General features: G+C 73.7%; 9 protein-coding genes. 3 read left to right on the top strand and 6 right to left on the bottom strand.

Translation table 11 applies throughout. The annotated features are described in order from the left end of the window. Window positions 1-27 precede the first annotated feature (27 nt). Window positions 28-885 (top strand): PhzF family phenazine biosynthesis protein, encoded by an 858-nt coding sequence (locus ACEZDG_RS08135; protein WP_380504611.1) that lies wholly within the window; start codon window positions 28-30, stop codon window positions 883-885. 17 nt (window positions 886-902) lie between these two features. On the opposite strand, the gene ACEZDG_RS08130 is transcribed toward ACEZDG_RS08135, so the two are convergent. After that, window positions 903-1,835, bottom strand: coding sequence for an NAD-dependent epimerase/dehydratase family protein (locus ACEZDG_RS08130; protein ID WP_380504608.1), 933 nt, complete (start codon window positions 1,833-1,835; stop codon window positions 903-905). Between the two features lie 138 nt (window positions 1,836-1,973). On the opposite strand from ACEZDG_RS08130, the gene ACEZDG_RS08125 reads away from it, so the two are divergent. Beyond that, entirely contained in the window at window positions 1,974-2,825 is an 852-nt protein-coding gene (locus tag ACEZDG_RS08125) for a siderophore-interacting protein (RefSeq protein WP_380504605.1), read from the top strand. A 30-nt stretch (window positions 2,826-2,855) separates the two neighbouring features. Here ACEZDG_RS08125 and ACEZDG_RS08120 read toward each other — a convergent pair whose 3' ends face one another. From ACEZDG_RS08120 to ACEZDG_RS08100, 5 genes are all read right to left on the bottom strand, one after another. Then, on the bottom strand, window positions 2,856-4,982 hold the full coding sequence (locus ACEZDG_RS08120; protein WP_380504602.1) for an ArnT family glycosyltransferase: 2,127 nt from the start codon (window positions 4,980-4,982) through the stop codon (window positions 2,856-2,858). 88 nt (window positions 4,983-5,070) lie between these two features. Continuing rightward, window positions 5,071-6,654, bottom strand: coding sequence for a sensor histidine kinase (locus tag ACEZDG_RS08115; protein ID WP_380504599.1), 1,584 nt, complete (start codon window positions 6,652-6,654; stop codon window positions 5,071-5,073). Continuing rightward, entirely contained in the window at window positions 6,651-7,415 is a 765-nt protein-coding gene (locus ACEZDG_RS08110) for a response regulator transcription factor (protein ID WP_380504596.1), read from the bottom strand. The genes ACEZDG_RS08115 and ACEZDG_RS08110 overlap by 4 nt, the downstream gene beginning before the upstream one ends. A gap of 119 nt (window positions 7,416-7,534) precedes the next feature. Next, window positions 7,535-8,296, bottom strand: a complete 762-nt coding sequence (locus tag ACEZDG_RS08105; RefSeq protein ID WP_380504593.1) for a rhomboid family intramembrane serine protease — start codon at window positions 8,294-8,296, stop codon at window positions 7,535-7,537. Between the two features lie 91 nt (window positions 8,297-8,387). Further along, window positions 8,388-9,359 (bottom strand): aldose 1-epimerase family protein, encoded by a 972-nt coding sequence (locus tag ACEZDG_RS08100; protein WP_380504590.1) that lies wholly within the window; start codon window positions 9,357-9,359, stop codon window positions 8,388-8,390. 267 nt (window positions 9,360-9,626) lie between these two features. On the opposite strand from ACEZDG_RS08100, the gene ACEZDG_RS08095 reads away from it, so the two are divergent. Next, window positions 9,627-12,821 (top strand): N-acetylmuramoyl-L-alanine amidase, encoded by a 3,195-nt coding sequence (locus ACEZDG_RS08095; RefSeq protein WP_380504587.1) that lies wholly within the window; start codon window positions 9,627-9,629, stop codon window positions 12,819-12,821. Window positions 12,822-12,831: the final 10 nt, after the last annotated feature.

The following is a 12,831-nucleotide window of genomic DNA, read 5'->3' as shown; positions in this document are numbered from 1 at the left end:
CGGTTCCGCTGCTCCGTTGCCACCAGCATGGACATCCTTCGCTACACGGCCTTCAGCACCGATCCCTCCGGCGGCAACCCCGCCGGGGTCGTCCTCGACGCGAGCGGACTGGACCCGGCGGCAATGCTCGCCGTCGCGGCGGAGGTGGGCTACTCGGAGACGGCCTTCGTCACCGGACGTGACGGCGGCCAGGGCGGGGGCGGCCGTGGCTTCGACGTCCGCTACTTCAGCCCCCGGGCGGAGGTCCCGTTCTGCGGCCACGCCACCGTCGCCACCGGCGTCGCCCTGGCCGACCACCTCACCGGACCCGGCGAACTGCTGTTCCGGACCCGGGCCGGGGAGGTCCCGGTGACCGTGGCCGCAGGGCCGGACGGGGTGATGGCGGCCACGCTGACCAGCGTCGACCCCCAGGTCCACCCGGTCGGCGAGGCCGAGGTGGCCGAGGCGCTGCGGCTGCTCGACTGGCGCGCGGGGGACCTGGACCCCGCGCTGCCGCCGCGGATCGCCTACGCCGGCGCCCGGCACCTGGTCCTCGCCGTGCGGACCAGGGAGCGGCTGGCCGCCCTGGCCTACGACTTCGAGGGGCTGGCCGGGTACATGACGGAGCGTGATCTGACCACGCTGCAGCTGGTCTGGCGGGAGAGCGCCGACACCTTCCACGTCCGCGACCCGTTCCCGGTCGGCGGCGTGGTCGAGGACCCGGCCACCGGCGCGGCGGCGGCGGCCTTCGGCGCGTATCTGCGCGAGCTGGGCGAGGTGCCGCCGTCCGCGACGCTGACCCTGTACCAGGGCGCGGACCTGGGACGGCCCGGGCTGCTCCGGGTCGAGCTCAGGGCGGGTGACCGCCGGATCCGGGTCTCCGGCGCCGCGGTCCCGCTGCCCTGACCTGCGGCGCGAGGCGGTCAGGCGGCCCGTACCGCCGCCGGGCGCCGCGCCGCGGCCAGGGCGCGTACCGCGTCCAGGCTGGAGGCGTGGGTGGGGACCCAGCCCAGTTCCGCCCTGGCCCTGGCGTTGGACAGCCGCAGGTCGGTGCTGAGCACGGTGTGCGCCAGCGGTGTCGCCCGCAGCATCCACAGCGGGACGGTCATCGGCCTGGGCGCGCCGAACGCCTCCGCGACCGCGCGGACATGGGCGCCGAAGCTGACCGGGGTGTCGTCGGCGATGTTGTAGGCCCGCCCGGCACGTCCGTTGCGGACCGCCGCGGTCACGGCGGCTGCCGCGTCCGCCACCGACACCCAGGACAGCAGCATCCCGTGCTCGGCGACCACCGGCAGCGAGCGCTTGCGCAGCATCGGCAGCACGGTGGTGTCGGTGACCCCGGCACCGTGGAACAGGCCGAAGCGCAGCGCGACCCCCTCGATGCCGTCCGTGCCGAAGGTGAGCTCCTCCTTCGCCCGCATCGCGCCCACGTGCCGCTCCAGCCAGGCATTGCTGCCGCGGGGGCCGAACGGGGTGCTGTCCTCGGTGACCAGGGCGCCGTGGTGGTCGCCGTATCCGTAGCCGAACATCATCGACTCGGAGATGAAGCGGCGGGCGTCGGTCGCCCGGGCGGCCTCGATCAGGTGCGGGGTGCCCTCCAGTCGGAGGGCGTTGGTCCCGGCCATGCTCTGGTGCCGGGCCAGCGACTGGCCGGCCAGCGCGGTCGCGGCGTGCACCACCACGTCGAACCGCAGGCCGTCCACGGCGCGGAGGACGGCGTCCCGGTCGAGCAGGTCCGCCCGCAGCTCGTTGGCCGCGCCCCGGCCGAGTCCGGAGACCTGGTGTCCCTCGGCGGTCAGCAGCTCGCGGACGCGCTGCCCCAGTGTGCCGCTTCCGCCTGCCAGCAGGATCCTCATCGTCCTTCTCCTCATCTCCACCGGTTCGAGTGCCTGTCACCAGTGAGGACAGGACGGCGGCGGAGGATGTGACACGTGGCAGGCTTATGCAATAGTTAGGACAGCCTAACCTAACCTCCTAGGTCGCCTGGAGCCCCCATGCCCGTAGCCGCCCCCGTAGCCGCCCCCGCCGTCGCACCTGTTGCCCCCGTTGAGGTCGCCCCGTTCCGACTCTTCTCCGCGCATGTCGTGCGGACGGAACGGCTCACCCCCGGCATGACCCGGGTGACCTTCGGCGGTGACGACCTCGCCGGGTTCGTCAACGGCGGCCGCGACCAGCGGATCAAGCTGCTGTTCCCGTCGGAGGGCCAGACCGAGCCGATCCTGCCGGACCAGGACGCCAACGGCGGGTGGTACCGCGCCTGGCAGCGGATGCCCGCCGCCTGGCGCCCCGTCATGCGCACCTACACGGTCCGGGCGCAGCGGGTCGTGCAGGGCGAGGTCGACGTCGACCTCGCCCTGCACGCCGGCGCCGCCGAGGGCCCCGCCTCGCGCTGGGCCAGGGCGGCCCGTCCGGGCGACCGGGTCGGCATCTTCGGCCCGGCCGTCCCGGACGCGGGCGGCGTCGAGTTCCAACTCCCGGCGGACGCCGGGTGGGTGCTGCTTGCGGGCGACGAGACCGCGCTCCCGGCCATCGGCGCCATCCTGGAGTCCCTGCCCAGCGGCTTCCCCGCCGAGGTCTTCCTCCGCGCCGCCGACCCGGCCGACCGGCAGGACCTGCGCACGGCCGCCGCCGCCCGGTTCCACTGGCTGCACGGCGACACCCTCCTCTCCCGTGCGGTCGCCGCGGCCTCGGCCGACTTCCGGTCGGAGGCCCCGTACGTGTGGCTGGCCGGTGAGGCCGCGCAGGTCCGCGCGATCCGCCGCCACCTGGTCAACCAGCGGGCCTTCAGCCGGGAGTCGGTGACCTTCATGGGCTACTGGCGCCAGGGCCGCTCCGAGGACGCCTGAGCGGACGCCCGCGGAGCGGCTCCCTTCCGCCTAGCTGGTGGTCTTCGCCTTGGTCAGGTCGTAGACGGTCACCCCGTCCACCGTGCTGGAGCTGTAGTGGGCCGCGACCCAGCTGGAGATCTGGCTGGAGTCGCTGCTGCCGCCGGTCCCGGCACCGCCGCCCATGCCCGTTCCGCCGCCGATGAAGTAGTGGATCTTTCCGGCGTGGACGTACTGCTCGAACTGGGCCAGGGTCGGCGCCGGGTCGGTGCCGTTGAAGCCGCCGATGGACATCACCGGTTCGCCGGTGGCCAGTTGGTAGCCGGAGGCGTTCTGGGAGCCGATGGCCGCCGCGGTCCAGGTGTACCGGGAGGCGTCGGCCTTGAGCAGCGCGGTGATCGCGGTGCCCGGGGTGGAGCCGTTCAGGAAGGTCCCGCCACCCCCGCCGCGGCCCGCGCCGCCGGCGGCGGCACCGCCCCCGGCCGTACCGCCCGCGCCGCCGCGCGGGCCGGTGCCGCCGCCGGGGAAGCCCTGCGGCGGGGTGCCGCCCGTGCCTGCCCCGCCGACAGCGCCGCCGCCGGCACCGCCGCCCGGCGCGCCCGCGCCGCCGCCGAAGCCGCCGCGCGCTCCGCCGAAGCCCCCGCCCCCGCCGCCGAAGCCGCCGCCGGCCACGGTCGGCCCCGCCGTCGGCAGGGAGCCGCCGTGCGCGGTGCCGGCCGTCTGCAGGGTGTAGGCCGCGGGCCCGGCCAGGGAGGCGATCAGGCCGGTGATGGCGAAGGTGCGGGCGATCCCGGTCGGCAGCTGCCCGGCGAAGACGATGCCCAGCGCCGCCAGCATCCCGACGACCAGCACCGCGTACCGGAGCCAGGGGTACCAGTCGGCGCTGCGCTCCAGCAGCACGTACGACCACACCGCGGTCGCACCCACCGCCAGCGCCAGCGTCGCCGACCCGAACCAGCTCTGCCGGCGCTGCCACAGCAGCACGCTGCCCATGCCGACCAGCGCCGCGATGTACGGGGCCAGCGCCACGTTGTAGTACGGGTGGAAGATCCCCTTCATCAGACTGAACGTCAGAAACGTGGTCAGCAGCGCGATTCCCCACAGCACGAAGGCCGCCCGCTGCCGGTCGGTCCTGACGGTGCGCCAGGTCGCCCAGACCCCGGCCGCGAGCAGCAGCAGCGCGGCGGGGAGCAGCCAGGCGATCTGTCCGCCCATCTCGGAGCCGAACAGCCGGCCGAGACCGGTGGCACCCCACATCCCGGTGCCGCCCGCGCCGCCGCCCCCGCCGCCCACGCTTCCGGTCTCGGCGCCGCTGAGCCGCCCGAACCCGTTGTAGCCGAAGGTCAGTTCGAGGAAGCTGTTGTTCTGGCTGCCGCCGACGAACGGCCGGTACGCGGCCGGGGTGAGCTCCACGATGGCGACCCACCAGCCGCTGCTGACGACCAGGACCAGCGTGGCCACCAGCAGTTGCCTGATCCGCCGCCACATCCCGGTGGGGGCGAACGCCAGGTAGGTGATGCCGAGCGCGGGCAGGATCAGGAACGCCTGCAGGGTCTTGGCCAGGAACGCCGTCCCGACGCACGCGCCGGCCAGCACCAGCCAGCGGGTCTGCGCCTGCTCCTGGGCCCGCAGCACGGCGTAGCCGGCGAGCGCCAGCAGCAGCGCCAGCAGCGCGTCCGGGTTGTTGAAGCGGAACATCAGCGCCGCGACCGGGGTGAGCGCCAGCACCGCGCCGGCGATCAGCCCCGCCGCGGGGGTGAAGCGGCGGCGGACCGCCGCGTACACCACCGCGACGGTGGCGACGCCCTCCAGCGCCTGCGGGACCAGGATGGCCCAGGCGTTGACCCCGAAGATCCGGGTGGAGATCTCCATCGGCCACAGCGAGGCCGGCGGCTTGTCCACGGTGATGAAGTTGGACGCGTCGGAGGAGCCGTAGAACATCGCCTCCCAGCTCTTCGTCCCGGCCTGGACCGCCGCCGAGTAGAACTGGTTGGCCCAGCCGGACGCGCCGAGGCCCCACAGGTAGAGCACGGCGGTGGCCAGCAGCAGGCCGACGAAGGCGGGCCGCACCCAGCGCGGGTCGCGCGCTGGTGCGCCGGGTGCGGGCGGCCCGGCGTCGGGCGCCGACGGAATGCCGGCAGGCGGGAGGACGTGGGGTTGCGGGGCGGTCTCGGTCATCGGGGAACCTTCTCGGGGCTGCGGACTGGACACCCTCCCAATCTCGCCCGCCGCCCTGTCGTCGACGTATGCCGGTGCTGTGAGACGGCTATCGGTTGACGACCTGTTGGTTGACGACCCGTCGCTTGACGGCCAGCAGCTCCGTCGGCTCGGACGCCGCCTGCGGCAGCCGCACCGCGAACACCGTCCGGCCCGGTTCGCTCTGCACGCTGACCTGGCCGCCGTGCGAGGCGGCGACGGCCGCGACGATGGCCAGGCCGAGGCCGGTGCTGCCGGCCGCGCGGGAGCGGGAGCTGTCGCCCCTGGCAAAGCGTTCGAACACCGTGGGCAGCAGTTGCTCCGGGATCCCGGGCCCGTTGTCGGTGATCCGCAGCTCGCAACTGCGATCGGCGGCGGTGCTGCTGACCGAGGCGGTGACCACGGTTCCGGCCGGGGTGTGCTTGCCCGCGTTGGCGAGCAGATTGACCAGCACCTGGTGCAGCCGGTGCGCGTCGCCGTCCACCATCACCGGGTCGTCCGGGAGGTCCACCTGCCAGCGGTGGCCCGGGCTGGCGGCGTGGGCGTCCCGTACCGCGTCCATGACCAGCGGGGACAGGTCCAGCGGTGCGCGGTCCAGCGGGCGTCCGGCGTCCAGGCGGGCGAGCAGCAGCAGGTCCTCGACCAGCCGGGTCATCCGCGCGGCCTCCGACTCCACCCGGCTCAGCGCGTACGCGGTGTCCGGCGGCACGGTCTCCCGGCCGCGCCGGGTCAGCTCGGCGTAGCCGGCGATGGACGCCAGCGGGGTGCGCAGCTCATGGCTGGCATCGGCGACGAACTGCCGGACCCGGGTCTCACTGGCGTGCCGCGCGGCGAGGGCGCTGGCGACGTGCTCGATCAGCCGGTTCAGCGAGGCGCCGACCTGCCCGGCCTCGGTCCTGGTGTCGGTGTCCGCCTCGGGGACCCGGACCAGCTCGCCGACCTCGCCGCGGTCGAGCGGCAGCCGGGAGATCCGCACGGCGGTCGCGGCGACCCGGTCCAGCGGTCGCAGCGAGACCCTGATCAGCGCGAAGGAGAGGAAGCCGGCCGCGATCAGGCCGCCCACGGTGACCACGGCCTCGACCGCGATCAGCTGGTTGACCGTCGTCTCGATGCCGTTGATCGGGACGGCGACCACTTTGGTGTCGCCGGTGTCGGGATCGAGCTGGGCCCTCACCAGGAAGTCGCCCAGACCGGGCAGGTTGATCGTCACATTGCCGGCCTGGCCAACGGCCGCCGCCAGCGGTGCCGCTTCGGCGGCGGTGAGCGGGGTGATGTTCAACTGCGGCTGCGCGTGGGCGTCGAGGCCGACCACCGGTTGACCGGCGGTCACCGACCCCTTGCTGACCACGGCACCGATCGTCCCTTCGGGGAGGAAGTGGACGAAGGCCAGGGCGCTGTCGCCGCCGCCGGCCTGCTGCACCGGCAACGACCCGTGAGCCGGCCCGCCGCCGGGGTTCGTCCGGCTCTGCGCCTGCTGGAGCCGGTCACCGGCGGAGGCCATCAGGTCGGCCTTCACCGCCAGCGTGATGACCAGGGCGATCACACCGCAGACCACCGCCAGCATCAGCGTCGTGGTGACGAGCAGCCGGGTCCGCAGCGACCAGGTGGACCAGCTCCGGAACCGGCCGGCCCCGCTGCCCGTCGCCGACGTCATCGCCCCGGCGCTCCCGCGTCGGCGGGCTTCAGCACGTAGCCCGCGCCGCGCATGGTGTGAATCATCGGCTTGCGCCCGGCGTCTATCTTCCGGCGCAGGTAGGAGATGTAGAGCTCGACCACATTGCCCTGGCCGCCGAAGTCGTAGGACCAGACCCGGTCCAGGATCTGCGGCTTGCTGAGCACCCGGCGGGGGTTGCGCATCAGGAAGCGCAGCAGCTCGAACTCGGTGGCGGTGAGCCGGATCGAGTCGTCGCCGCGGAACACCTCGCGGCTGTCCTCGTCCAGCGTCAGGTCGCCGACGACCAGCACCGACTCCGAGCGGGCCGCCGCCGCGCCGCTGCGGCGGAGCAGTCCGCGCAGCCGGGCGACGACCTCCTCCAGGCTGAACGGCTTGGTGACGTAGTCGTCGCCCCCGGCGGTGAGTCCGGCGATGCGGTCCTCCACGGCGTCCTTCGCGGTGAGGAACAGCACCGGCACGTCCTGCTGGTCGGCGCGCAGCCGGCGCATCACCTCGAGCCCGCTCATGTCGGGCAGCATCACGTCCAGGATCACCGCGTCGGGACGGAACTCACGCGCGCCGCGCAGCGCTTCGGCGCCGTCGCCTGCGGTGGCGGTCTGCCAGCCCTCGTAGCGCAGGGCCATGGACAGCAGGTCGGCCAGCGGCGCCTCGTCGTCGACCACGAGCACCCGGACGGGGGAGCCGTCGGGGCGGCGGAGGTCGACGGGGGCCGTGTCGGAGGCAGGGGAAGTTGTGGTCATGCCGACACGGTGCCGAGAGCAGATGAGAAATCGATGAGGCCGGTCTGTGGCCGCCCTGTGGATTCTGTGGCAATTTGGTGCCGTTGCTCCCAGCTTCGCTTAACCGACCGCCGCGGCGGTCACAGCAGGCCGAGGTCGCCGAGCTCTTTGTGCAGGTCACTGCGGCTGGGGTCGGCCGGCCCGGCCGGGCCGCCGGAGGCCTGCACCGGGAGGTTCGCCCCCGGGCGCTGCGCGGGCACGGACCCGGCCGGGGCGGGGGCCGCCGCCACCGCCTTCTCCCTGCGGTCCCGCAGCAGCCAGGCGCCGGCCATGCCGCCGATCAGCCCGCCCAGGTGGGCCAGCCAGCTGACCCCGGGCGTGCCCGGCAGCGCGATGGTGACCAGGTAGGCGAAGGAGGCCGCCATCACCACGCCGATCAGGGTGTCGATCAGGTGCCGGTCGAAGATCCCGCGCAGCACCACGTAGCCGAAGTAACCGAAGATCAGCCCGCTGGCGCCCACCCCGAGGGTGTTCGTCCCCTGGAAGAACCACTCGGCGAAACCGCTGGTGAGCGCGACCAGCAGGGTGAGCCAGAGGAAGCGGACCACGCCCCGGTAGGCGGCCAGGAAGCCGAAGACGAACAGCGGCCCGGAGTTGCCCTCGATGTGCTGCCAACTGAAGTGCAGGAAGGGCGAGGTGAGGATCTCGGGGAGCCGGCTGACCCGGAGCGGGATCAGCCCGTACTCCCGGTCCAGCTGGTAGTGGCCGGCCCAGTTGACGATCTGGAGCGCCCAGATGACCACCATGAAGCCGAACATCACAAAGAACGCCTTGCGTGCCTCGGTGATCATCTCTTCGGCCGACTGCGGCCCCGTGCTGGTCCACCCCTGCGTCATGCGCATGTGCGATACCCCCTCGTCAGCCCAACTCTACGGCGGAAGAGGGGCCCTGCGTCAGTGGAAAGTTGCTGTTGGAGATGCTGTGTGGCCGCTGCTAGAGCGAGCGGATGCCCCACTGGTGGGTGACCCGCTCGCCCGGCTCAAGCCGGATCACGTCCTCGCCGGTGGCGAAGGCGTTCGGCGGGCAGCTCATCGGCTCCACCGCGACGCCCGCGCGCCGGTATCCGCCGGGCAGTCCGTCGGCCGAGTAGACCTGCAGCCAGTCGATGCCCTCGCCGACCCAGAGCTCCACGCCCCGGTTGCCGCCGCCGCTGGTCAACCGGACCCTGGCGCGTCCGTCCTGGTCGCGCTGGAGGTCGGTGAACGCGGTGTCCAGCAGGGTGTCGGCGATGCCGCGGGCCTTGCGGAAATCGTACGGGCCGCCGCTGACGTCGTTCCGCTCGCCGGTCGGGATCATCCGCTCGTCGACCGGCAGCCAGGTGTCGGCCGGCAGTTCCAGCACCATCTCGTCGACGCTACCGGGCCCCCGGCCCAGGGTCAGGTAGGGGTGCGCGCCGATGCCGTACGGGGCCGCGGTGGGGCCGACGTTGTGGGCGGAGACCGAGACGCCCAGGCCGTCCTCGCCCAGCTCGTAGGAGGCGGTCAGCTCCAGGATGTGCGGGTAGCCGTGCATCGGGTAGAGCCGCAGGCCGAGGCGGACCGAGGAGGCGTCCTCGGCGACCACCCGCCAGGGCAGCCAGCGGACGAAGCCGTGGCTGGCGTTGTGGTTGGGCGGCTCGCTGATGTCGAGCTGCTGCTGCTGGCCGTCGAACGCGTACCGGCCGTCGCGGATCCGGTTGGGCCACGGCACCAGCAGCTGTCCGGCGCCGCCGGGCGCGGTCTGGTCCACCGGGTGCTTGACGATCAGCGGACGGCCGCGATGGCTGAGGGCGCGCAGGCCCGCCCCCACGCCGGTGACCACCGCGCGGTAGTCGCCGTACTCGATGACCTGCTGGGGGCCGGTGGGGGAGAGGGGCTCCTCGCTGGCGGGAGCGTCGCTGCGATGTGTGCGGTTCGCGTCAACCATGTGCATATCGTCGCACGATTGGTTACAGCACAGGAGCCCCAACGGTCGCAACCGAACCAGCTCCTGCTAGCCTCTCCCCGGACTTGGCATGCGTTCGAATCGCGGAATCGCGTTCGGAAATCTTCGGGAAATCTTCGAGCACCGCGGTCTTCGGTGACGCGGGCAGCGTTCACAGATGCGGGGTAGCAAGGCTGGGAGCCAGGGGGACCGGGGGGACCGGGGCGTCACGGCTGACCCGTACATGAGTACAGGGCAGGGGCTCAAGCGTTGACAGCGAGACATGGTCGGTCGGCCCGGGGCAAGGCCCGGGGACCGGCTTCGAAGCGTTCGGCCAAACACGGGAGGGCCAAGTCACGGCTCTGGGCCGGCGCCGCGGCCGGGCTGGCCGTCGGCGGCCTGGTGGTCGGCGCGGTGGCCGACGCCGCCACCGGGACCGTACCGGCGCCGGTACGGATCGTGGCCGCCGCCCAGCCCGCTCCGGCGCCCTCCACCGCGCTGCAGGCGGACTTCGCCGCGGCGGCGGCTGAGTTCCACGTCCCGGTGGCCGTGCTGCTGGCGGTCTCCTACCAGCAGACCCTCTGGGAGTCGCACCAGGGCGGCCCCAGCATCACCGGCAACTACAACGTGATGGGCCTCACCTCGGTCGGCCGCTCCGACCTGCCGGCCGGTTCCGGGACGGTCGACACCACGCTCCCCGCGCTGCACACCCTGGACGCCGCCGCGGCGCTGATCCAGCAGCCCGACGCGGCGCTGCGCGGCCAGATGGAGCAGAGCGTCCGCGGCGGCGCGGCCCTGCTGGCCTCGTACGAGCAGCAGGCCGAGGGCTCGCTGCCGACCGACCCGGGGCAGTGGTACGCGGCGGTCGCCCGGTTCTCGCAGGGCCCCGACGCGTCCACCCAGGAGCAGTTCGCCGACCGGGTCTACCAGGTCATCGCCACCGGCGCGGCCCGCACCACGGACGACCACCAGACGGTGGCGCTGCGGGCCGACCCCTCGGTCAGGCCGCGGACACCGGCCGCGCTCAGCAGCGCCGGGCCCACCGTGGCCCGCAGCCTCGCCGCCACCCCCAGCCCGGCCCGGCCCTGCGAGGCGGGCACCGCGACCGGGCTGCGGAGCTGCGCCTACCTGGCCGCGGCGAGCGGCAACGTGGAGACGGCGAAGCGTCCGACCGACGGCGACGCCGTCCGCGACATCGTGATCGACACCACCGCGGGCAGCGCCGCCGCCATGGTCAGCGCCATCCGGACGAACAACCCCGCCGCACCGGCCAGCGACCACTTCGTGGTGGCCGCGACCGGTGCGGTCACCCAGCTGGTGCGGACCTCGGACGTCGCCCTGCACGCCGGCAACGACACCCTGGACGCGCACTCCATCGGGGTGGCGAACGAGAGCTACGGCCTCAGGGCCGGCAGTTGGATCTCCGAGCCGGAGTACGCGGCCTCGGCCGCGCTGGTGCGCAACCTGGCCGCGCTCTACGGCATCCCGCTGGACCGGCAGCACATCCTCGGCCACGACGACGTGCCCGCTCCGACCGGCGCCGGCGCCGGCGGCCAGCAGGACGACCCGGGCCCGTACTGGGACTGGGCCCACTACCTGAGCCTGCTGGGCGCCCCGGCGCTGGACGGCACCGGCCTGCCGATGGTCGGCGGCACGGTCACCATCGCCCCCGACTACGCGTCCAACAAGCCGGTGCTCACCGGTTGCAGCGGCGGCGCCTGCGTGGCCCACCCGGCGAACTTCGTCTACCTGCGCACCGCGCCCGCCTCCGCGGCGCCGCTGATCGGCGACCCGCTGCTGCAGTCGGCCGGAGCGGCCCAGGCCGGCACGGGCCTGGCCGACGTCAGCGACAAGGCGGTCTACGGGCAGAGCTTCGTGGTGGCCGCTGTCTCCGGCTCCTGGACCGCGATCTGGTACGGCGGCCAGGAGGCCTGGTTCTACAACCCCGGCGGGGTGAACAGCTACGCCAACAGCAACCCCGGCCAGAGCCTGGTCATACCGAACAGCGGCACCGCGGCGATCGCGGTCTACGGCCGCGCCTACCCGGAGGCCGCCGCGTACACCGCGGCCGGGGTCCCGGCCGACGCCCGGCCGCTGGTGGCGCTGCCGGACTACACCATCACCTCGAACCAGGCGTACACCACCACCGGCTCCACCCCGGTGACCGGCGACTACTACGACTACGACGGCAGGAAGTGCGGCACCGCCGCGTGCAAGGTCGTCATCGGCACCACCCAGTACTACGAGATCCGCTACAACCACCGGCTCGCCTACGTCCTGGCCTCCGACGTGCAGACCATCAAGCCGAAGGCCCCGCCGGCCGGGAACCTGGTGCCGGTCGCGCCGACCCGGGTGCTGGACACCAGGACCGGCACCGGCGGGGTCCCGGTCGCCCGGGTCCCGGCCGGGGGCACGGTCACGCTGCAGGTCACCGGCACGGCCGGGGTGCCGGCCGACGGGGTCACCGCGGTCGTGCTCCAGGTGACCGCGGTCAAGCCCTCCGCACCGGGGTTCATCACGGTCCACCCGGACGGCCGGGCGCTGCCCGCCGTCCCCACGGTCGACTACGGCTACGCCGCGGACCTGGCCCAGTCCGACCTGGCCGTGGTGCCGGTGGTGAACGGCAAGGTCGACTTCTACAACCACAACGGGACGGTCGACCTGGTCGCCGACCTGACCGGCTACTTCACCACCGACGCCACCGTCGGCTCCACCTTCGTGCCCAGCGGCCCGACCCGGATCCTCAGCACGGTCACCGGCACCGGCGCCCCGAAGGCCAGGCTGGGGCCCGGCGGCGTCCTCAAGCTCAAGGTGGCCGGCACGGCCGGGGTGCCGGCCGACGGGGTCACCGCGGTGGTGCTGAACGTGACCGCGGTCGCCCCCACCGCCGCCGGTGCGGTGAGCGTCCACCCGGACGGCTCGGACGGCTCGGGCGCCGGGAATCCGGCGGCGTCGGACCTCACCTTCGGCCCCGGGCAGCTCAGCCCCAGGACGGTGATCGTCCCGGTGCTGGACGGCACGGTGGACTTCTCCAACCGCGCCGGGACGGTCGACCTGGTCGCCGACCTGGACGGGTACTTCACCACCGACGGCAGCGGCGGGATGCTGCACACCGCCGGCCCGGTCCGGGTCATGGACACCCGCGACGGCACCGGGGTGCGGGCCGGCCGGGTGGGCCCGGGGGAGACCGTCACGCTGCAGGTGGGCGGTCGCGACGGGGTCCCGCTGAGCGCCACCGCGGTGGTCCTCAACGTCACCGCGGTCCGGCCCTCGGCCGACGGCTCCGTCACCGTCCTCCCGTACGGGCCGCCGACCGTCCCGACGGCGACCAGCCTCGGCTTCGGCAAGGGCGAGCTGGTCTCCGGCCTGGTGATCGTGCCGGTGGTGAAGGGCCGGGCGGTCTTCTTCAACCGGACCGGGACGGTCGACCTGGTCGCCGACCTGACCGGGTACTTCACCGACTAGCACGCCCCCG

This window comes from Streptacidiphilus alkalitolerans (genome assembly GCF_042511045.1).
Lineage (GTDB): Bacteria > Actinomycetota > Actinomycetes > Streptomycetales > Streptomycetaceae > Streptacidiphilus > Streptacidiphilus alkalitolerans.
Note: the sequence above shows the minus strand (reverse complement) of the source record. Positions and strands in the feature narration are given on the sequence as shown.